This window comes from Candidatus Erwinia haradaeae (genome assembly GCF_900698925.1).
Lineage (GTDB): Bacteria > Pseudomonadota > Gammaproteobacteria > Enterobacterales > Enterobacteriaceae > Erwinia_E > Erwinia_E haradaeae_I.
Map to the genome: position 1 here is coordinate 484162 of NZ_LR217713.1, position 24464 is coordinate 508625.

Consider the following 24464-nt stretch of genomic DNA (forward strand, 5'->3'; position numbering starts at 1 on the left):
CTAATCAGGTTTAAAAAAATAACATACTCTATATTATTGATTTGAAGTGTACTTGAATACAAAAATATACCAAGATTTTTGTAATGATATTTACTAAAAATTTTGTAATATTGATGTGATTAATTTTTCATGACTAAATTTTTTTTATTAAATAAAATAATATATGTATATCATTATTTAATATACTAACTTATAGCTTTTAAAGCCTAAGAATGTATAGAAAAAAGATGAAATTGATAATTTCATTTGTACTCTTAATTATTTTCTTATTTTTATAAAATCAATTCAATTTGTTTATTAAAATAGTAACAAATATTTTATGATACTTGAGGTATATATTAATATGATTAAGAAACTAATAATTTTTATTAACTTTATCTGTTTTATGTATTATTTTTTATAATAATAAATATTATTAGTATGTATTATTTTCACAGTTAGCGAAATTAATGAGTTTATATTCTATATTAGAGAATAGACGTAAAATTATAGATAAGATAAATATATGATTTTAGTAATAATGTGGCAATATATGAGCTCGTAGTGTGCATTCTTTTTAATATAAAAAAATGAAAATTATACAATATTTATGTGTTCGTATTTTACAATTACTTAAAAAAATTGGAAGTTATTTGCTGGCTCTTCGAAAAAATATATATCAGAAAAAATATATATCAGAATAAGACCTAATCTTTGGTAATAGCATATTATTTAGGTGACTTAGAGCAGGATGATAATATTTATAATACCTCATTTAGTTTTAGGAACACTACGGCAAGCAATATTTAAAAATAGATGTAATTTTAGACATAAGAAAATCATTATTATTGTATTTAACTAAAGAGACATTATTATGGAATTGGTTTAGTTGTTTTTATCTTCCATGGTTAGGAGATATAGCTATAACAATGTTATAATAATGTTAACTATAAAATGGTGTTTTCATTCCTGATTGTAATATCTTGAATTGAGATTCATGATAATAAAAGAGTGAGTAATTAATGTTACTTACTTTATTCTTAAACATTTTATTACAAAAGATAAGAATCAAATACAATAGGATTGTTATACATCTCAATATAGAAAATAAATCTTATTTTTCAGATCAGCTATGAAACATATAGCTAAGATAAGCCATGATGTATATATATTATACACATTCTGTATATGTATAATACAAATATAGTTATCATACTCTGATTCTACCTTTAATGAAAACAGAGAGCTTAATGACTGAACGCTTTAGTTTTTTTAGTCTTTAATATTACATTCTGACTGGAAATCAATCCGATGACATCTGTATCTGTATTTACAGGAATAACTTACAAGAAAATATGTTTTTTTATTTTTTTAAGAAAAATTAGAGGATATAGTTCTTAATGTGGGAAGACATAGTTAAGTGACTCGTCTATCCTTAAAATTAGAGATAATTAACAGTTAATATATTCAGTAAAATATTGTAATACATAGTCTATTTTAGAATATTTACTATTATGTTGTGAATAGATTATTTTCTAGCAAAATGTCATGAATATATAATTTCAATTTATATATAATTTGATTGATAAAGATTATGTATATTAAAGAATGGTTTGTATAAAACACGCATATTGGTTTTTGGTATAAATTTTACTTAATCTATAAAAAATTATATAAAGTTAGTACGCTTTATAATGAGACTTATCTTGCCTTATTATTGAATAATATCACAGAATATTATGAACTGAATAAACAAGTATTTCATTTTAATTTATTGAGTTTATTATATTTATTAGTTTATTTACGCTGTTTAATGATTAGTGTAGAGAGGATTAGATTTGTTAACATAATTATGTTTAGGATCAATACCCTAATATTGAAAAATGTATTATTAATTATTTCGATCATGATAATATATACAGGAATGATAGGATAATAATCCTATTAAAGATAGGATAATGTAGAAGTAATTTGTAGAGAAAAATTTGTATAATCGTGATTATATTAAATAATGTCTTTCGTTCATTATTTTGAGTCACTAGTGTGGATTTTTTCTATTTTTTAATGGTGGTATTATTGGTAGGAATGGTGTTATATGATAGATTCTATAAAAGATAAAATTACTAATCTTCAAATGCTTCTTCGTCATTATCAATATCAATACCACATGATGGATCAACCGGAAATTTCAGATGCTGAATATGATCTACTAATCAACGAACTTCGTGTATTAGAAAAGCAGCATCCGAAGTTCCTAATGGCTGACTCACCGACTCAATGTATTGGTGCTTCTCCTATTTCACGAAATACTTTAAAAAAAGTATATCATGAAGTACCCATGCTATCATTAGATAATGTTATTGACAAAAATAGTTATCTAGCTTTTCATAAACGAATAAAGGACGAGCTACATGATTCGGATCGAATCAGACTTTGTTGTGAGTTAAAATTTGATGGTCTTGCAGTTAGTTTACTATATAAAGATAGGAAGTTGGTCCGAGCCTCTACTCGTGGAGATGGTAGAAATGGAGAAAATATTACTAATAATATACGAATGATTAAAACTATTCCATATTATTTAAATGGACATAATATCCCAGAGAGTCTTGAGGTGCGAGGAGAAGCATTTATGTTGCTTTCGCATTTTAAAAAAATAAATTATGAAGCATTATCCCGTGGACATAAAGTTTTTTCTAATCCTCGTAATGCTGCTGCGGGATCATTGCGTCAAATGGATCCACGTATTACGCGTAAACGTCAACTTAGTTTTATTTGCTATGGACTAGGGCTTGTGGAGGGAGGAACAATGCCAACTAGTCATATAAAGTGTCTGAAAAAATTTCAAGACTGGGGTTTGCCGGTTAGTGAACATACGCGTCTTCTTGATACCCAAGATGAAGTATTAGAGTTTTATGATCACATGCAAATTAACCGACCTTTTCTGGATTATGATATTGATGGCGTAGTAATTAAAATTGATAACTTATTATTACAAAAGAAGCTGGGATGTATTACACACGCCCCTCGATGGGCAGTGGCTTTTAAATTTCCAGCTCAAGAAAAAATTACCACCGTTCGTGATATAGATTTCCAAGTAGGTCGAACCGGTGTTCTTACGCCGGTGGCTCAATTAGAGCCAGTCAGTATTTCTGGAGTAATAGTAAGCAGTGCTACGTTGTATAATACTAGCTCAATTAGTAGATTAGGAATTAGAATTGGAGATCGTGTTACTATCCGCAGAGCAGGTGATGTGATTCCTCAGATTGTTAGTATAATTGGTAGAAATTCTCAAAGACATGAAGTGGTGATTCCAATTATGTGTCCCGCATGCGGATCCGTGTTAAAGCGCGCAAAGGGAGAAATGGGCATGTATTGTACTAATGGGCTTACTTGCAGCGCGCAGCTGAAAGGAGCTTTAAAACATTTTGTATCACGAAGAGCTTTAAATATTCACGGCATAGGTGAAAGAATCATTACTCAATTAGTGGAGAAAAAATATGTTACAAATTTAGCTGATTTATTTTATCTAACGGTTAGTCAGCTGAGTGAAATGGAGCGTATGGGGCCTAAAGCAGCGCAATATTTAGTAGATGAATTAGAGAAAGCAAAAAAAACTACATTTTCGCGTTTTTTGTATGCTCTTGGGATTTCTAACATTGGACAGACAACTGCAGTTAATTTAGCAGTTCATTTCCAAACTTTAGATGCATTAATGAATGCTAACATAGATGATTTAATTTTAGTAAATGGTATAGGAAAAGTGGTTGCTAGACAAATACGACACTTTTTCAACGAAGAAAATAATCGTCAAGTTCTTCATATATTGATAAAGGATATTGGAATCACTTGGATGCCCATAGTGGGATTACATTAAAAACTAACAGAGAATCATTAGGTAAAAATATAATTTAAATAATTGATTTAACGATATTTATAGAATATATTTTCAATATTATATAAACATACAATGTTATACTTAATATTGTAATTCTAAAAATAGAATCGTATGCAATTGTAAAAAGATTCTAATGAATCTAGTATGAGAATTATGTGGAAGTTTTTAAAAGGACTGGATAATGAAGATATATAATTTTATTATGATAGAATCATAGGGTCATATCTTTATTATGCTCTTTGCAAGTAATTATTTATATAATAAGAATTATAATGCAACTGACAGACTCATATGCTAAGAACTCTAATTTTTTAGAATATTAGTAAATGTTTCAGTAAAAATTTTATAGATTAATTTTCTTTATATTTCAGATGATACCACAAACACAATGATAAGTTATATTTTGTTGATGGAAATCTTTCATCTAAGTTACATGCACAAAATTAAAAATTAAAGCGATAAATTTATATAATTATATGATCGCTGATCAGTTGATTTATATAAATAAATATTTATACAGACTAATACCCAAATATGTCTGATGCATATAAATAAAATCTGTTAAAAAATTAGTGGTAAGATGAATGCACGGATTGAATGTAATATAACAATATATTAGAGATTAGATAAAACATGATATAATCTTAATTATTAAATAGTATTGATCAGAAGTGTTTAGGTTGTTTGCATTCAGAAGAGAAATTTAATTATATATATGAGTATATAGAAATTAATATTTTTATATTTAATTAATAACACAGTTATTACGATGTATCGTTAATCAGTACAGATATCATTGTCAATGACACACAACTATTGATTTATGATTTAGTAAAAAAGACTTGTATTAAAAACCTGATGGTTATGAGTTACTCAAGATTTAAATTAGATTTCTGTGTGAAAAATTCCAAATTTTATTAGGAATAACATACCATTATGTTAATAGTAGATAGCATCTTATTTATTCCTTCTAATAATTTTTACTAGAATGCGGGAAAAAATCTACTTAGTTCCTTTCTCCCTGCTTTAATATTGAATCTATTAAATTCATCCCCATATACCTATGTACTTGTGGATTCAATTGGATTAAAAAACTTATTTTGTCTGCATTTTGCAGTCCTGCTTTACTCAGGCTAAAATTAAACTAAGAGAGAGAGCTCTATGAATCCTGAGCGTATTAAGCATATTGAAATTCCTGTCTTACCCTTGCGGGATGTTGTTGTTTATCCTCATATGGTGATTCCGTTGTTTGTTGGACGAGAAAAGTCTATTTGCTGTCTTGAAACCGCTATTGATCATGATAATAAGATCATGTTAGTTGCCCAGAAAGAGGCTTCTACGGACAACCCTAGTATTCAGGATTTATTTTCAGTTGGTACTGTGGCCTCTGTCTTGCAGATGCTAAAGTTACCCGACGGTACTGTAAAAGTTCTTGTTGAGGGTTTACAGCGTGCTCATATAACAAAATTATCTGATAATGGTGATCATTTTACAGCTAAAGCAGAGTATCTTGTTTCCCCTAAAATTGAAGAACGTGAACAAGAAGTATTGGTACGAACTGCTATTAATCAATTCGAAGGATATATTAAGTTAAACAAAAAAATTCCACCTGAAGTCTTAACATCTATTAATAGCATTGATGACGCAGCACGTTTGGCAGATACTGTCGCTGCACACATGCCATTAAAGTTAGCGGATAAGCAGTCCATATTAGAAATGTCAGATGTTAGTGAACGTTTGGAGTATTTAATGGCAATGATGGAGTCAGGGATTGATTTATTAGAAGTTGAACAACGTATTCGTAGTCGTGTTAAAAAACAAATGGAAAAAAGTCAACGCGAATACTATCTAAATGAGCAAATGAAGGCTATTCAGAAAGAATTAGGTGATATGGATGAATCTCCGGATGAACATGAAATATTAAGACGTAAGATTGATAGCTCTAAAATGCCGAAAGAAGCTAGGGAGAAAACTGAATCTGAATTACAAAAGTTAAAAACAATGTCCCCTATGTCAGCAGAAGCAACAGTTGTGCGTGGATATATTGACTGGATGGTTCAAGTACCATGGAGTGTTCGTAGTAAGGTAAAGAAAGATCTAAGAAAAGCTCAAGAAACCTTAGATGTTGATCATTTTGGTTTAGAACGCGTAAAAGATCGAATTATTGAATATCTAGCTGTACAGAATCGCGTCAATAAAGCAAAGGGCCCAATTCTTTGTTTAGTTGGACCACCTGGTGTAGGTAAAACATCTTTAGGTCAATCTGTTGCTAAAGCGACTGGAAGAAAATATGTTCGTATGGCGCTAGGAGGTATCCGAGATGAAGCAGAAATTCGTGGACATCGTCGTACGTATATTGGGTCAATGCCTGGAAAATTAATTCAAAAAATGGCAAAAGTAGGAGTAAAAAATCCATTATTTTTGTTAGATGAAATTGACAAGATGTCATCAGATATGCGTGGAGATCCTTCTTCGGCTCTGCTAGAAGTGCTTGATCCAGAGCAGAATGTTTCTTTTAATGACCATTATCTAGAAGTAGATTATGATCTATCTGATGTTATGTTTTTTGCAACATCAAATTCAATGAACATTCCTGCACCATTACTAGATCGTATGGAAGTAATTCGTTTATCCGGTTATACAGAAGATGAAAAACTCAATATTGCTAAACAACATCTGTTAGCCAAGCAAACGGGACGCCATGCTTTAAGGGAAGATGAACTAACCATTGATGAAAGTGCTATAATTAGCATTATTCGTTACTATACGCGTGAAGCTGGCGTGCGCAATCTAGAGCGTGAGTTATCAAAATTATGCAGAAAAGCAGTTAAAATTCTTCTCATGACAAAGGCAATTAAACATATTAGAATTGATTCTAATAATTTAAAAGATTATCTAGGCATACAACGTTACAATTATGGTCGAGCTGACAACCAAGATCGAGTAGGACAAGTCACGGGACTGGCGTGGACAGAAGTTGGTGGTGATTTATTGACGATAGAAACAGTATGCGTTCCAGGTCAGGGTAAGCTAACTTACACAGGCTCCCTTGGAGAAGTAATGCAGGAATCGATTCAAGCTGCATTAACAGTGGTTAGAGCTCGGACAAAAAAACTAGGAATCAAAAGTGATTTTTATGAGAAACAAGACATTCACGTGCATGTGCCAGAAGGGGCAACACCAAAAGATGGGCCAAGCGCAGGTGTTGCAATGTGCACCGCACTAGTTTCCAGCCTTACTGGAAACCCAGTTCGTTCTAATGTTGCTATGACTGGTGAAATTACTTTACGAGGTCAAGTTTTACCTATTGGTGGGTTGAAAGAGAAACTCTTAGCAGCCCACCGCGGAGGAATTAAGACAGTGCTTATTCCCAACGAAAATAAGCGTGATCTGGAAGAGATTCCAGACAACATCATTGCTGACATTGAGATTAAGCTAGTTATGTGCATTGAAGAAGTGTTGAGTTATGCATTAAAAAGAGCGTCTTTACCCGATAGCATTCTCGAGAACATGTGACTCGACTTATATCTACTATATTACTTATATCTACTATATTTATGATAGTATGTATTTGTAGGATAGAATCCTAGATAAATCGATAATAAGATTTATATTGAGAAACTAGTTCATTAAAAAATTTATACTAGACACGACTGGTCTATAATAATTTATTTGACATATACTAAGCGCTCTAGAATAAGTCTAATTAATTATTATTGATACAGTTATATAAACATTACTCTACGAATAGTTAGAGATATAAGCATAATATAAATAAAAATAGTCATGATATTACCATATTAATATTTCTCTACAAGAAACTATCGTACTTTACTTAAAGTAAAAATTTAATCATCCAAAAAGCTTCGGAGAACTTCAGAGCGACTAGGATGACGCAGTTTACGAAGCGCTTTGGCTTCAATTTGTCGGATGCGCTCACGTGTAACATCAAATTGTTTTCCAACTTCTTCCAAGGTATGATCAGTATTCATATCGATACCAAAGCGCATCCGTAAAACTTTAGCTTCACGCGCAGTGAGACCAGATAAAACTTCATGAGTAGCTGAACGAAGACTTTCAGAGGTTGCGGATTCTAATGGGAGTTCTAATGTAGTATCTTCAATAAAATCACCAAGATGCGAATCTTCATCATCTCCTATAGGAGATTCCATCGAGATTGGTTCTTTAGCAATTTTCATTACTTTTCTGATTTTATCTTCTGGCATCATAAGGCGTTCAGCTAATTCTTCTGCTGTAGGTTCTCGTCCTATTTCTTGTAGTATCTGTCGTGAAATTCGATTGAGTTTATTAATAGTTTCAATCATGTGTACTGGAATACGGATAGTACGCGCTTGATCTGCGATAGAGCGAGTAATAGCTTGTCGAATCCACCAGGTAGCATAAGTTGAAAATTTATAACCACGTCGATATTCAAATTTATCGACTGCTTTCATCAGTCCAATATTACCCTCTTGAATTAGATCTAGAAATTGCAGTCCACGATTAGTATATTTTTTAGCAATAGATATAACTAGACGTAGATTTGCCTCAACCATTTCTTTCTTTGCTCGACGAGCTTTGGCTTCTCCAATAGACATTCGACGGTTAATGTCTTTTACTTGCTCAATGGTGAGCCCTGTTTCATCTTCAATTTGCTGTAATTTTTGCAAGCTTCGCGCGACATCATCTGAAACGTCTTTCAACTTTTCTGACCATCGTTTATTCATATCTATGGCGGATTGAAACCATATTCCATTTGTTTCATGACCAGAAAACATGGTGATAAAATGTTTCTTCGGCATTTTACATAAATCAACACATAACTTAATGATCATGCGTTCTTGAGTTCGAACGCGATCCATCATTATACGCATGCTGTTAACTAATAAATCAAATTGCTTTGGTACAAGACGGAACTGCTTGAAGACATCTGATAGGTTTTGGATTTCTTCAAGTGCTTCCGTATGGTTTCGGGTTCTCATTTTAATAACAGAGCGCGTCATTTCATATTGATGACGCAAGTCAGTAAATTTTTCACTTGCTAGTTCAACATCGATACTATGCTCATCCTCCGCATCGCTGTCGCTAGGTTCTTCTTCTTCATCATTCTCATGATCGTTTGTGGATAATTCGGGTCCTATATGCATAGGAGACGAAGAGATGTCTTCTTCCGCATTAGGATCAACGAAACCAGTAATCAGATCAGATAGACGAGCTTCTCCTGCCTGGACGCGATCATATTGTTCCAGTAAATATGTAATTGCTTCAGGATATTCCGCAACAGAGCATTGGACTTGATTAATTCCATCCTCAATACGTTTTGCGATATCGATTTCGCCCTCACGTGTTAATAATTCAACTGTACCCATCTCACGCATATACATACGAACTGGATCGGTGGTGCGTCCAATTTCAGACTCGACACTAGATAACACTTGAGCGGCTGCTTCAGCAGCATCTTCATCAGTATCACTGCTATTATCATTTAACATTAACTCATCAACATCAGGTGCTTCCTCTAAAACTTGAATACCCATGTTATTAATCACCTGGATAATATCCTCGATCTGATCAGAATCGATAATATCTTCTGGAAGATGGTCATTAACCTCAGCATAGGTAAGATAGCCTTGTTCCTTACCACGAGTAACGAGTAGCTTCAGCTGTGATTGCGGGTTTTGCTCCATAAGACGGCGTCCATAATTCTTTAATTAGATTCTCTTGGTTGACTAAGATTCCAAGAATAATAGTATGGGTCGTTGCAGTTACTGTTATGACCCGTTATAGTGGTGTTGAGTTTTAAGTAAAAACTCACTAAACACTGACTTTATTATATTTAATTATAATCACATTACTTTCCGTTCTAGTCAGTAAAGCAATGATTCTTATTTGTATATTGATCGTTCTTTAATATTATTTAATAGATGAGATCATATCGTAAGTTGACTTTATGTACTATTTTTTTAGAGCTTTACTTATCTTCCATAGCACACGTTTTTCCTCACTACTCAGTCCATTGGATCGATCATAGGCAATTAGTTCTTCTAGCTTTCGTTCTAAAGCATAATTGTAAATTCTCCTGAGAGAATCAAGAAACATTGTTTCGACTTGCTCATCTATTACCATGTGGTTCCACATTACCAATCTTTCAAGGTGATGGATAAATTTTGTTCCCCGATATAGCTCTAGTAACTGACCTGTATTTAAGTTAGGATAAGTTATACAGGTTTTTACTAGATCGATAAATAATAGTATACCAGGTATTTCCAACGACTCTAATTTATCTAGATTAGGAACCATTTTTACTAAATTCGGTTGGTGAATTAAGAGACTAATTAATATACGTATTGTGATGTGTTTAATTGATGGGTTTATAATACTTTCTTTATTTTTTTCTTTTCTTAAAACAGAGTGATCAAGCTGCTTATCGTCAAGCAAACCTAATCTATGTCCTAATTCTTGACGCAGATAGACACGTAAAGCACCACCTGGTATTTGATGTACAAGAGGTAGTGCTAACGAGCTGAGTCGCGCTCGACCTTCTGGAAAACTTAAATCTACTTTCGATATAAGCGTGTTAAGCAAAAAGATTGAAAGGGGGGTTGCGTTGTCCATGCGTTTTTCAAAGGATTCTTTACCTTCTTTACGCACCAAGGTGTCAGGATCTTCATTATCAGGTAGAAACATAAAATGTAGAGAGCGTCCATCGTTCATATACGGTAAGCTAATCATTAATGTGCGCCAAGCTGCCTGGTATCCTGCTTTATCGCCGTCATAACAACAGATCACTGTATCAGTGAGACGAAACAACATCTGAACATGTTCAGATGTTGTAGAAGTGCCGAGAGATGCGACTGCATAACAGACGCCAAATTGAGTTAAAGTCAGTACATCCATATAGCCTTCAACTACTAATAATTTGCTTGGTTTAGGGTTATTGGTTAGTACTTCATATAAGCCATATAAATGACGACCTTTATGAAAGATTTCTGTTTCGGGAGAGTTTAGATATTTTGGTACTTCATTATTGATTGCCCTTCCTCCGAATCCAATTACTCGTCCTCTTTTATCGTGAATAGGGAACATAATTCGATCTCGGAATCGATCATAAGACCATTTTTGATTATTAGTGATTAACATACCTGAATTCATTAATAACTGACGTTGAGAAGAGGTGCTCCCAAAATATTTTAAGACGTTATTCCAACCTGGCGGGGCGAATCCAATAGAAAAATACTGAATAATGTTATTATTGATCCCTCTACGTGCAAGGTAACTATATGCTTCTGATATTGGTTGTTGCAATAATTTATGTTGATAAAATTTACTTAATTCATTCATTAATTGATACAAATAAGGACGTTGGTAGCTTTCAGATTGTTTTAGTTGATTACTTTCATTATTTGGAACTTGGAGACCATGTATATTTGCTAATTCTTCAATGCTTTCAATAAAATTTAAATGTTCATAATGAATAAGAAAGTCGATGACATTACCATGAGCTCCACAACCAAAGCAGTGATAAAACTGTTTTTCACGATTTACAGTAAAAGAAGGGGTTTTTTCATTATGAAAGGGACAGCATGCATTGTAATTTTTACCGAGTTTTTTTAATTTAATATGAGAGTTAATAAAACTTACGATATCTGTTCTTTCTAATAAATTTTTAATAAATAAAACTGGAATCCGCCCCGTCATAAGATTATTATACATCCTGTATTATCTGATCTTTATCGCTTGCATATGATAAAGAGAACTAATCCGCACTTCCTTAAAAACACGGATTAGAAAATACATTTTTTTTAATTTGGCAGACGCATCTTGTAATTAATCAATCAATTAATTAATAGAGGCGTGCACGACGTATATTTTCACGTACTAGTTTTTTTGCATAACGCTTTACTGCAGATGCTTGAGCTCGTTTTCGCTCAGTTGTTGGTTTTTCATAAAACTCACGACGACGAACTTCGGCTAGTACCCCTGCTTTTTCACAAGATCGTTTAAATCGACGTAGCGCAATGTCGAATGGCTCATTTTCACGTACTTTTATTACGGGCATGTACTTCTTACCTCAAAGCATTCAGTTGTTATTGATGTTAATACAATATGGATAAATTTGTTTAAATGACTCTAACATAGGTTGTATTATAAGACAATATAGTATCATATTACTTGTATATAAGTTTGTTTTTTAGTAAACCACTGATCTAAAGATCATATTTTTCATCTAAATTTTAGTTCAAATCAGATTAATATTAGATGGAGCAAGGATCGATTAGTTTTGTAAATGAAATAGAAGAAGATTGGCTGTCTGTCCTGAAATTTTTTCATGTTATAATATGTCATCTTATGTTGTGCAATAAAAAAAATAATAAGAGAAGAATTTATGCGTGTATTGGGTATTGAAACGTCTTGTGATGACACTGGCATTGCTATTTATGATTCTGTATTAGGATTACTTTCGAATCAACTTTATAGTCAAGCTCAATTACATTCCCATTATGGTGGTGTAGTTCCTGAACTAGCTTCTCGTGATCACATGAGGAAAATAGTGCCATTGATCCAGGCAGCCCTACAAGAATCTGGATTAAAGGGAAATGATATTAATGCAGTTGCTTATACTGCTGGACCTGGGCTAATTGGATCTTTATTGGTAGGAGCCTGCATTGGTTGTTCATTGGCATTTTCTTGGAATGTTCCTTCTATCGCTATACATCACATGGAAGGTCATCTCCTTTCTCCTATGTTAGAAGATAATCCACCAGTTTTTCCATTTATAGCATTATTAGTTTCTGGTGGTCATACTCAGTTAATCAGTGCAACAGATTTTGGTAAATATACTGTATTGGGGCAATCACTTGATGACTCAGCAGGTGAAGCGTTTGATAAAACAGCTAAGCTTTTAGGATTAGGTTATCCAGGCGGACCTATGTTATCTGATATAGCTAAATGTGGTGTAAAGAATCGTTTTATTTTTCCGCGTCCAATGACAAACCGACCTGGATTAGATTTTAGTTTTTCTGGATTAAAGACATGTGTAGCTCGTACTATAGGTAAAAATGATAATAGTAGACAAACATATGCAGATATTGCCCGTGCTTTTGAGGATGCAGTAGTTGATACTTTATTAATAAAGTGTTGTCGAGCTTTAGACCAAACCGGTTTTAAGAGATTAGTTATTGCAGGTGGGGTTAGTGCTAACCAAAAATTACGTAGCAAAATTACTAAGACTATGAATCAGCGCGGAGAACAAGTTTTTTACGTTCGTCCAGAGTTTTGCACTGATAATGGGGCTATGATTGCTTATGTAGGCATGATTCGCCTGAATAGTAAGAGGATCAGTTCTAATCTTAGTATTACTGTTTATCCAAAATGGTTGCTATCAGATTTACCTCCAATTTAAATTGGCGTTTTTATTATTATCTAAAAGAATAATTGTCCTATTCTTCATGTTAATGTTCTGTTAATTATATAAGGAGAATTAAGGTAATTGCAGTTAATGTGAGAATGAGGGTTAATTTCGACATTTATTGAAAAATAGTGAAAGGAATGATATAGATAGACATAAACCAATAAAGCGTATGAAGTGAGATTTAAAAAAGAAAAATCAGAGCAATGATTGTGTTATTGTATCAAAATCATTAGTCAGATTAACCCAAATGGCACGCGAAGAGTGATTGTATATTTATAAATATAAAATGATGATAAAGACTACTAGATCTATATCTTTTAAGATAATAGAAAAAGTATTCTAATTTTTAACTAAAAAGAATAAGAATTGTAATTCTTACTTGAAGACGTAATGGATTATTCTAGACTTTTTTATCTATATCTCCATGCAAACCATTTACGTTCATTGACAATGAGTGATAGCAGATTGCAGTTAATAAAATAATAAAGAGACTACTTAAGATACCAACCCTATAATAATGAAGAATAAATATAGACAAAATATATAAAAATGATACTAAGAAAAATTAATAGATATGGTTTAATTTTTTGAAGGATAACTTTAATCTATACTAATACACTATTGGTGTATATGTATAACCACTAGTGTATATGTATAACCACTGTAGACAAGAGATATAGTATGGATATTTTATATATTGATCAACTAAGTATTATGACTATTATTGGAGTTGACGATTGGGAAAAAATTAAAAAACAACAATTAATATTAGACGTAGATATAAAATGGGATCACCGAAAAGCAGCTTTAAGTGATAATGTCAGTGACTGTCTTAATTATTCTGATGTAGTCAGCTCTATTATTACTTTAGTGAGTGAAGGTAAGTTTGCATTGATTGAACGTGTAGCAGAAGAGGTTGCAACGATGCTTCTCCAAAAATACTCCTTGAAATGGATTCGTATTAAAGTTAGTAAATCTGGTGCAGTACCGCAAGCGCGTCAAGTAGGCATAGTAATTGAGCGTAGTAATTTGGTTTAGCTAATATCTTCTTATTCTAGTTATAAATAGTTAAATTATTGTTAATATTTTTCATATGAGTTTTAGCTCTATTAAGGAATCGAGCATCGCTATATTAATTTTTAGTATTATTTTTTTAGAAATTAAAATACATCGCGGTTATAGATGCTTTCAATAACTAGAAATTATTTATGTGTTGATATTAAAAGATTAATTTGATTACATAGTGGTTTTATTGCTTTTGGGTTATGTAAAAAAACCCCTGTACTTGATAACAATCTAGTTCGATTACAATGAAATCCTATCAATCAAATGAATTGTTCTTTATTAGAACTCTACGCACAAAGCATATGTTTAATAAAATGAAACAACTAGATAAAATCTATTATGATCTGTTGATACGTATCTTTACATAGACTCCATTGTCTCAATACCTAAAAGATTTAATCCTTGTTTAAGAGTTTTTTCAGTTAATAAAGCTAAACGTAGATGGCTTTGTTGAATTTTCTTGTTCTTTGCGTACAGAATTGGACATTCTTCATAAAAGCTAGAAAAAAGACCTGCTAATTTATATAAATAAGAACACATAAGATGGGGCATGCCATCCTGAGCTACTTCGGTGATGATTTCATTAAATTGTAATAAACATACAGCAAGAGCTATTTCACAATTATTGACTATATTGGTTGTAGCTGTTAGTAATTCTTCTTGATTAATCTGTATTTTACGAAATATTGATAGAATTCGTGTTAAAGCATATTGTATATAAAGTGCAGTATTTCCTGTTAATGAAAGCATGTGATCCCAATCAAAGACGTAGTTAGTGGTACGGTTTTTTGAGAGATCTGCGTATTTTAATCCACCAATTCCAATAATACGTGCTAATTCTTTTAGTTTATCTTGGGGTATATCAGGATTTTTATCTAATATTAGTTTAGTAGCACGATTTATAGCCTCATCTAGTAAATAAGATAGTTTAATAGTATGACCGCGACGCGTTTGGAAGGGCTTTCCATCCTGACCTAACATCATACCAAACATATGGTGTTCTAATTGTAAACTCTCAGGAATATAACCGGCTTGACGAGCAATATCCCAAGCTTGTAAAAGATGTTGATGTTGACGCGAGTCAGTGTAGTATAAAATACGATTAGCGTTGAGGGTTTCATAGCGGTATTTAGCACAAGCAATATCGGTTGTAGTATAGAGATAGCCACCATCCTTTTTTTGAATAATCACGCCAGGTATTTCATTAGTATTGTTTTTATATTTTTCTAAGAAAACTACGATAGCTCCTTGATTTTGTCTTGCTAACCCTTTAGTCTGAAGATCAGATATAATGTCTGACATCATGTTATGATACAGGCTTTCACCCATTATATCTTGATGGGTCAAGGTTACATTCATGCGGTCATAAATGACCTGATTTTCTTTCATGGTGATATTTACTAATTGTTTCCATATTTTTCGGCAGTATTCGTCGCCATGTTGTAATTTGACTACATATCGGCGAGAGCGTTCAGCAAATTCAAGATTATTATCATAGCGTTGTCTAGCATTGCGATAAAAAATATCTAGGTCTGTCAGAGTGATATTTTTACAATTTTTATTATATTTTTCTTCTAAAAAAGCAATAAGCATACCAAATTGAGTACCCCAGTCACCAATGTGATTTGCTCGAATGACCTTGTGCCCAAGGAATTCCAGCGTTCGAGCCATTGCATCACCAATAATTGTAGATCTTAGGTGACCTACGTGCATTTCTTTGGCCACATTCGGCGAGGAATAGTCTATGACTATAATTTGTTTATGGATTGGCATGATTCCCAGATTTTCTTGTTTTAAAACATTATCAATTTGTACAGATAACCACTTAGGGTTAAGAAAAATATTAATAAATCCTGGTCCAGCAATTTCAATTTTTTTAGTCAAGTCATCTAAATTTAATTGATCAAGAACTTTTTTTGCTAATTGTCGTGGCGATATTTTTAGATTTTTTGCTAAAGTCATGATACCGTTTACTTGATAATCTCCAAATTGTATGCGTGCTGAACGTCGAACTTGAGGATCATAATGTATTGGAGCGCCTGCCGAAATCATTGCGCTACTAACTTTACATCTAATTATATTTTGAATATTCATTCTATTGCCTTAGAACATGAATTCTATATCAATCAGTTAAAAAGTTTTACTGTATCTTTGCGACAATAACAATCTTACTTTATTTATGTTACAGGATAAAGGTAAAGATGTTGATATGCTAATGATAAAGAGTATTGATCTAAGAAATTTCATCTATTAATAAAGCTGCTTATGTGATTTGATTTTATCAATAATAGAATTTTTATCTCTTAGTTTCTGAAGATCCTTTAATTTTAAAACAATAATATTTTCACCTGAAACAAGATGTTTTTAATTATAGGATATAAATTATAGATCATAAATTAGACTATGGATGTATATTTCGTATTAGGATAGTAAAGATTTTTCTTATTCCTGTTATTAAACATAACTCTTATGTTTATCAATATCTATTCTATATTTTTTCTTCTATTATAAATAGATTTTATATGTTGTAATTTATTTCAGTATTAAAAATATATGATAAATTGTATTATTTAATACCCATGAAGAAAATGGTCCAGATTTTTTTCCTTACCTTTGTAGATAGGGTTTTGTAGTCTATCTAAATAGTACATATGATTTTATAAATAGATATATATATTAGGATTTATAAGATGTCACTGACGTCACATTGTATATTTTAATGAGCACCTGAAAGGTACCAGAGGCAATATAGGTGAGACTAAGTTGCACGAGCTCCCATCAAGCTTTTGGTCTTAAGAATTTATATAACAATCAAATAGTGTTTATATGAGTAAAGTCTAATTTTCATATATTAGACTTATTTGGAAAAATGTTCTTATAGCAATCTATAAATACTTACCTTCATTAATTAAATATATTGGTGAAAATATATTAACCTAAAGCGAATAGAGTAGTCTCGTGTTGGAACTCTGGTATCTGATAAGCATTAATACATCAATTAACTTCAATTAAGTTGTGAAGTTATACATATAAATATAAAATGATTGTAGTATGTATTGTACTTATAAACCTAACCCGTCAAGATAGAGCTCAGCATCAAGAGCTGCCATGCATCCGGTTCCAGCAGAAGTGATAGCTTGTCGATAAACATGATCTATTACATCACCAGCAGCGAATACGCCCTCTATGCTACTTTGCGTAGAATTACCATTAATTCCTGAGCGTACTACAATATAACCATTGTTCAGTTCTAACTGATTATTAAAAATAGAAGTATTTGGGCTATGTCCAATAGCAATAAATACACCTTTTACTACTAAATCCTTAATTGTATCACTTTTAGTGGAACACAGACGTATTGAATTTACACCGTTGTCATCTCCCAATATTTCCTCGATTTTATAATCTGTATGTAGAAAAATGTTTTTCTTCTTCATTTTTTTATGTAAACGATCTATTAGAATCTTCTCTGCACGAAAGCTATTTTTACGGTGAATTAGATGGACTTCAGAGGCAATATTTGCCAGATATAAGGCCTCCTCTACTGCTGTATTACCACCACCAACAACTGCAACTTTTTGATTTCGATAGAAAAATCCATCACAGGTTGCACAAGAAGATACACCTCGTCCCTTAAATGTTTCCTCTGAAGTAAGACCAAGATATCGAGCCGAGGCGCCAGTAGCAATAATTAATGCGTCAGTGGTGTACTTATTTTGATCTCCAATTAAAGTAAATGGACGAGTATACAGATCAACACTATTAATAACATCAAATATTATTTCAGTATTAAATTTTAATGCATGTTGATGCATGCGCTGCATTAACAAGGGGCCTGTCAAATAATCAGGATCACCTGGCCAATTTTCAACATCAGTTGTAGTAGCGAGCTGTCCACCTTGTTCGAGTCCTGTAATTAAAACTGGGTTTAAATTTGCACGAGCTGCATAGATAGCAGCAGTGTAGCCAGCCGGTCCAGAGCCTAAAATAATTAATTTATTATGTTGAGAGTGTATCATTAGTGACTCCTAAGAATATGAAATATTGTAGTATTTTAGCAGTGAATGGGTATGTAGGGTCATTAATGAGCAATAGTAATTTAAATATACATAAATATACAAATCTTTGAAAGAAAATATACTTTATAATCATGACATATAATCAGTCATATCTTGATAAATTAACTTACTTGTTATTTATAGTTCACTTAGTTAAATGTTTATATTCTCTTTCAGGAAAATAAGATTATATCTTTGATGCGTTCAAATTGAGAAGGTCAGTAATACTGCCTTCAAAAATTTCTGCAGCAAGACCAATTGATTCATGTAAAGTGGGATGGGAATGAATAGTTAAAGCGATATCTGCTGCATCACAACCCATTTCAATGGCTAGAGTAATTTCACCTAGTAATTCACCGCTATTGATACCAACAACTGCACCACCAATAACGCGACGCGTAGTTGTATCGAAAATTAGTTTTGTCATCCCATTCTCGTAGTTAGATGCTACGGCCCGACCTGAAGCTTTCCAAGGAAATGTACATATTTCATAACACACTCCTCGTTCTTTTGCTTCTTTTTCAGTTATACCAACCCAACCAACCTCTGGATCCGTATAAGAAATAGATGGAATTGCTTTTGGATCGAAGTAATATTTTTTCCCGGAAATTACTTCGGCAGCTATATGACCTTCATGCATACCTTTATGTGCTAGCATTGGTTGACCGACTATGTCACCGATCGCAAAAATATGAGGAACATTAGTACGCATTTGTTTATCGACAGAGATAAACCCACGATCATTTAACTTTACTCCAGCTTGATTAAGATCCAAACAACTGCTATTGGGTTTTCGTCCTACTGCCACTAGTATAACATCATAGCGTTGTGGCTGAGCTGGTGCTTGTTTCCCTTTCATAGACACATAGAGTCCATCGCTTTTCGTTTCTACATGAGTTATTTGAGTTTCTAACATAAGATGAAATTTCTTTGAAATTTCCCCAGTAAAGGTTTTTATTATGTCTTGGTCTGCGCTAGGGATGACTTGATCACACATTTCTATTAAGTCAATTTTTGAACCTAAGGCGTGATATATTGTTCCGATTTCTAAACCTATAATACCACCTCCTATAATTAGGAGATGACCTGGTATTTCCTTAAGCTGAAGCGCATCGGTAGAATCCCAAACACGTGAATTTTCATATGGTACTACTGGTACTTTCACGGCAGATGAACCCGCTGCAATTACCGCGTGATCAAAATTTATGATTGTACTTGAATTTGATTCTGTAGTTACTTGAAGTGTATTTTTGTTTCTGAATTTTCCGACACCATGTACTACATTAACTTTACGGGCTCGTGCTAACTTAGCTAGCCCATTGGTTAGTTGAGAGATTACTCTTCTTTTCTGTTCACGAATTTTATCTAGGTTGAGCTCTGTCTTGCCTATAACAATGTTTTGAGTTGTGAGTGTGTCCAATTCCCCTATAACTTTAGCTATATGTAATAAGGTTTTGGATGGAATACAGCCAACATTCAGACAAACACCACCTAAATTACTGTAACGCTCAACAAGAATAGTCTGAAGACCTAAATCTGCTGCACGAAACGCTGCTGAGTAACCTGCGGGACCAGATCCAATCACCACAACCTGGGTGTGAATTTCCTTGTTCATTAGGACCTCTTAATTAAAATCTAGAGATAAGTCGGTTTTTAATTTCTACTATAATATCTAAATTATATTATATTTTTGTATAAAATTACTTGCAATCTTTAATATATCATACCATGAAAATCTATAGATTAAAAATCTGCTTACATTACCAAGCAACGAATATCAGCCATTGTATTTTTAATTATTGTGATAAATCTTGCCCCTTCAGCTCCATCAATTACACGATGATCAAAGGAGAGTGAGATAGGCATCATTAAGCGTGGTATAAATTTTTTACCATTCCAAACTGGTTCTATTTGAGCCTTTGAGATGCCGAGAATAGCAACTTCTGGAGCATTAATAATTGGCGTAAAATAAGTAGTACCTAAACCACCCAGACTGGAAATAGTAAAACAACCTCCATGCATATCACTTGGAGCTAATTTATTTAAACGAGCTCTTGTGGCCACTTCAGTTAGTTCATGAGCTATTTGAAGGATACCTTTTGTTTTAACTGCCTTAAACACTGGAACTACTAAGCCATTAGTTGTGTCGACTGCAACCCCAATATTAATATATTTTTTTAAAACCAATGTTGTATTATCAGAAGATAACGAACTATTAAAGCGTGGCATTTTCTCTAGAGCTAGAGAAACAGATTTCATAATAAATGCTACTAAAGTTATTTTTACATCAAGTTTTGTTTTCGTTGCTAAATCATTTTGATTATTACGGAATATTTCTAATTCAGTAATATCTGTTTTATCAAAATGAGTTACATGTGGAATAGTTGTCCAATTACGATACAAGTTGTTACCAGAGAGTTTTTGGATTCGACTGAGCTTAATTTCTTGCGTTTCTCCAAAATTATTATAATTTATTTTTTGTAACAAAATATGCTCTGACGGAGACTTCCTATCTTCTCCAGTTGTTTCATGATATTGAAGCATATTTTTTACGTAATTCTCTATATCTTCTTTTAAAATCCGATTTTTAGTTCCACTGCCTTCAATTTTAGATAAGTCTATACTTAACTCTCTGGCTAAACGACGAATTAGTGGAGTAGCATGGATGCATTTAGTTGACATTATTAACGATGAAGGCATCATGTCTTGGTTTTCTGTTATGTCTAGCATATCCGATGTTGGTATATTCTCAGCATTAAAAAACATTACCAGCATACCTGGACTAATTTGATCACCAATTTTAACAGTAATTTCTTTAACTGTTCCTGCCAGGGGTGATGGAATTTCTATAGATGCTTTTTCGGTTTCAACAGTTAAAATTGATTGATCAACTGTTACTTTATCTCCGATTTGTACGAGAATTTCAGTGACTTCTGCAGTATTAGTTCCAATATCAGGCACATGTATCTCAATGGTCATATCCTATACCTCTTATGCTAAAGCTGGGTTGATTTTATTAGCATTAATTTCAAATTTTTCGATGGCCTCAGCTACTATTTTTTTCTTTATTTGTCCATTCTCAGCTAAAGCACTCAGGGCTGCAATGACTATGTAATAGGCGTTAATTTCAAAATAATCACGTAAGTTTTCACGGCTATCTGAAAGACCAAATCCATCAGTACCTAATACACGATATATACTGGAAGGAATAAAGTTACGCACTTGTTCTGCAAATAACTTCATATAATCAGTAACGGCTACAACTGGTTTATCGTTTAGAACCTGAGTAATGTATGGTATGCGAGGTGTTGACATTGGGTGTAGCATATTCCATCTCTCACAAAGTTGACCATTTCGAGCCAATTCTGTAAATGAGGTTACGCTATATGTGCTTGTACTAATGTCATAGTTTTTTGCTAATATTTGTGCTGCTATACGAACATGTCGAAGAATAGAACCTGATCCTAAAAGCTGAATTTCTCCTGCTTTCCCTCCTATATTTTCTATCTGATACATACCTTTTCTAATTCCGTATTCTGCTCCTTTTGGCATTGTTGGCATATGGTACTTTTCATTTCCTACAGTAATATAATAAAAAATATTTTCTTGTTCGGTACCATACATACGAGTCAGTCCATCATGTATAATAACTGCTACTTCATAAGCGTAAGCTGGATCCCAAGAAATACAGTTAGGAATAGTAAGAGCGTGTACGTGGCTATGACCATCTGCATGTTGGAGTCCTTCTCCATTCAAGGTTGTACGTCCTGAGGTCCCACCAATAAGAAAACCTCGTGCTTGCTGATCTCCAGCAGCCCAAAGAAGATCACCAATACGCTGAAAACCAAACATTGAATAATAGATATAAAATGGAATCATAGGTAAATTATTAGTGCTATAAGATGTCGCTGAGGCTAGCCAAGATGCTCCAGCTCCTAACTCATTTATCCCTTCTTGTAAGATCTGACCTGTTTTTTCTTCTTTATAATATGTAACCTGATCACGATCCGGAGGACAATATTGCTGACCAGTTGAGTTATATATTCCAATCTGACGGAATAAGCCTTCCATTCCAAACGTGCGGGCTTCATCAGCAACAATTGGTACTAGTTGATCTTTAATGGCAGCAGTTTTAAGTAAAACATTGAACGTGCGTATAAATGCAAGAGTAGTTGATATTTCTTTAGATGACTCAGATAAAATATGGTAAAATTTTTCTAAAATTGGGATATCAATAGTTGCATTAAACATTTTTCTTCGAGTGGGTAAATAGCCACCTAGTTTAATGCGCTGGTCATGAAGATAGTTGTATTCATCTGAATTTTTTTTAAACGTAAAATAGGGTAAATTTTTAATTTGATCATTATTAATAGGAATATTCAAACGGTCACGTATATAATGTAGATTCTCTATACTCATCTGCTTTACTTGATGAGCTGTGTTTTGACCTTCAGCAATTGCACCCATTCCATAACCTTTAATAGTATGAGCTAAAATTATTACGGGTTGACCTTGAGTTTCTTTTGCTTTTTTCAGTGCAGCATAGATTTTTTTCGGATCATGACCGCCTCGATCTAGGGACCAAATTTCATCGTTGGTCATATTTTCTACTAGTTTTAATGTTTCTGGGTACTTTCCGAAAAAATGTTGACGTATATAGTTTCCGTTTTTAGATTTAAAAGTCTGATAGTCTCCATCCACCGTTTGATTCATTAATTGAACTAATTTACCGCTGGTGTCTTGGCGGAAGAGTGGATCCCATTTACTACCCCAAATTACTTTAATTACCTTCCATCCTGCCCCTGAAAAGATTCCTTCTAGTTCGTTAATTATTTTTCCATTTCCTATCACTGGACCATCTAATCGTTGAAGATTGCAATTAATAATAAAAATTAAGTTATCTAATTTTTCTCGGGTTGCTATGGTAATGGCACCCTTGGATTCCGGCTCATCCATTTCACCATCACCAAGGAAAGCATAAACTGTTTGTTTAGATGTATCTTTTAGGTTTCGGTTGAGAAGGTATTTTAAAAATTTAGCTTGATAAATAGCACCTACAGCGCCTAATCCCATGGATACAGTTGGAAATTGCCAGAAGTTAGGCATGAGTTGAGGGTGTGGGTAAGATGGTAAACCATACCCTTTGGTTTCCTGACGAAAATTGTTCATTTGTTGCTCACTAAGACGCCCTTCAAGAAAAGCACGAGCATATATGCCTGGAGAAGAATGTCCCTGAAAATAAACGAGATCACCACCATCCTTTTCCGTGCTTGCTCGGAAAAAGTGATTAAAACATACTTCATATAAAACGGCAGCAGATTGAAAAGAAGCTAGATGCCCACCTAATTCTAGATTTTTTTGTGAAGCTCGCAAAACAGTAATAATTGCATTCCACCGTACTGCAGAACAAATACGATTCTCCAAAATAATATCGCCTGGATATTCTGGCTCATCTTGTACAGGAATAGAATTTACATAGCAATTATTCAATTGATGATCAGGTATTTCTACACCATTTGCATGGGCAACTTTTAATACTTGATTAATCAAATATTTTGTACGTTCAGCACCTTCTGAATGTATCACAGATTTAATTGAGTCTATCCAATCATTGGTTTCGGTCGGATCTGAGTCATAATGTAAGTGTTCTGACATAGGGATCTTCCTTGTTTCTATTTAATTAACGTTATAACATTTAAAGAAGTTGTTTCGATTGTTATTTATTATAAGAAGACTAAAGTAATAATGTCTTAATGTTTTTTCATAGCCATATTGAATTAAAATTCCTTAGAATCTGTAATTCAATCAATATTAATATAATTATATTCTAGTAATTGGTATATCTTCAGTTAAGCGTTGTAGTCTAGATTAAATTCGAGAATTAAATACGGATTTTTGTAGATAGATATAATGATTTCATATATACAAATTTTTTATTTATTATAATCTTGATAAATTTAAGAAAAACAGTAAGATATGTAGATTTTATTGTTTAAGCTCACAAGATATTTATGATTATTACTTAAATAGATTTTTCTAATTTAATTCATTAAAT

11 protein-coding genes and 1 pseudogene are annotated in these 24464 nt (G+C 32.8%); 4 read left to right on the forward strand and 8 right to left on the reverse strand.

All coding sequences use genetic code 11. The annotated features are described in order from the left end of the window. Positions 1-2077 precede the first annotated feature (2077 nt). Both ligA and lon read left to right on the forward strand, forming a co-directional pair. A complete protein-coding gene (gene ligA / locus HACICURV3402_RS01470) occupies positions 2078-3853 on the forward strand; it encodes an NAD-dependent DNA ligase LigA (protein WP_157992905.1) in 1776 nt (591 codons plus the stop codon). A gap of 1182 nt (positions 3854-5035) precedes the next feature. Continuing rightward, positions 5036-7390: an endopeptidase La gene (lon, locus tag HACICURV3402_RS01475; RefSeq protein WP_157992588.1), complete on the forward strand. Its 2355-nt coding sequence runs from the start codon at positions 5036-5038 to the stop codon at positions 7388-7390. 332 nt (positions 7391-7722) lie between these two features. Here lon and rpoD read toward each other — a convergent pair whose 3' ends face one another. From rpoD to rpsU, 3 genes are all read right to left on the reverse strand, one after another. Further along, positions 7723-9561 carry an RNA polymerase sigma factor RpoD gene (rpoD, locus tag HACICURV3402_RS01480; protein WP_157992589.1) on the reverse strand — a complete coding sequence of 613 codons (1839 nt, stop codon included), beginning with the start codon at positions 9559-9561 and terminating at the stop codon, positions 7723-7725. 268 nt (positions 9562-9829) lie between these two features. After that, positions 9830-11572 (reverse strand): DNA primase, encoded by a 1743-nt coding sequence (gene dnaG, locus HACICURV3402_RS01485; RefSeq protein WP_157992590.1) that lies wholly within the window; start codon positions 11570-11572, stop codon positions 9830-9832. A gap of 145 nt (positions 11573-11717) precedes the next feature. Then, entirely contained in the window at positions 11718-11933 is a 216-nt protein-coding gene (rpsU, locus tag HACICURV3402_RS01490) for a 30S ribosomal protein S21 (protein ID WP_157990974.1), read from the reverse strand. A gap of 327 nt (positions 11934-12260) precedes the next feature. Here rpsU and tsaD point away from each other — a divergent pair, with 327 nt between their 5' ends. Together tsaD and folB are read left to right on the forward strand one after the other, a co-directional pair. After that, positions 12261-13277, forward strand: a complete 1017-nt coding sequence (gene tsaD, locus HACICURV3402_RS01495; protein ID WP_157992591.1) for a tRNA (adenosine(37)-N6)-threonylcarbamoyltransferase complex transferase subunit TsaD — start codon at positions 12261-12263, stop codon at positions 13275-13277. 690 nt (positions 13278-13967) lie between these two features. Beyond that, the gene (folB, locus tag HACICURV3402_RS01500; protein WP_157992592.1) at positions 13968-14324 is read left to right on the forward strand and encodes a dihydroneopterin aldolase; all 357 of its coding nucleotides are present in this window, start codon (positions 13968-13970) and stop codon (positions 14322-14324) included. 387 nt (positions 14325-14711) lie between these two features. Here the strand turns inward: folB and argS are convergent, their stop codons facing one another. The 5 genes and pseudogenes from argS to aceE all read right to left on the reverse strand — a co-directional run bounded on the left by argS (position 14712) and on the right by aceE (position 24064). Further along, on the reverse strand, positions 14712-16445 hold the full coding sequence (gene argS / locus HACICURV3402_RS01505) for an arginine--tRNA ligase (protein ID WP_157992593.1): 1734 nt from the start codon (positions 16443-16445) through the stop codon (positions 14712-14714). A 968-nt stretch (positions 16446-17413) separates the two neighbouring features. Next, positions 17414-18370: a thioredoxin-disulfide reductase gene (gene trxB / locus HACICURV3402_RS01510; protein WP_157992594.1), complete on the reverse strand. Its 957-nt coding sequence runs from the start codon at positions 18368-18370 to the stop codon at positions 17414-17416. Between the two features lie 226 nt (positions 18371-18596). Beyond that, a complete protein-coding gene (lpdA, locus tag HACICURV3402_RS01515; protein WP_157992595.1) occupies positions 18597-20024 on the reverse strand; it encodes a dihydrolipoyl dehydrogenase in 1428 nt (475 codons plus the stop codon). Between the two features lie 140 nt (positions 20025-20164). After that, positions 20165-21379, reverse strand: a pseudogene (locus tag HACICURV3402_RS01520) (2-oxo acid dehydrogenase subunit E2); the annotation flags it as partial. A gap of 21 nt (positions 21380-21400) precedes the next feature. Next, complete coding sequence (gene aceE, locus HACICURV3402_RS01525) at positions 21401-24064, reverse strand: pyruvate dehydrogenase (acetyl-transferring), homodimeric type (protein ID WP_157992597.1); 2664 nt, start codon at positions 24062-24064, stop codon at positions 21401-21403. Positions 24065-24464: the final 400 nt, after the last annotated feature.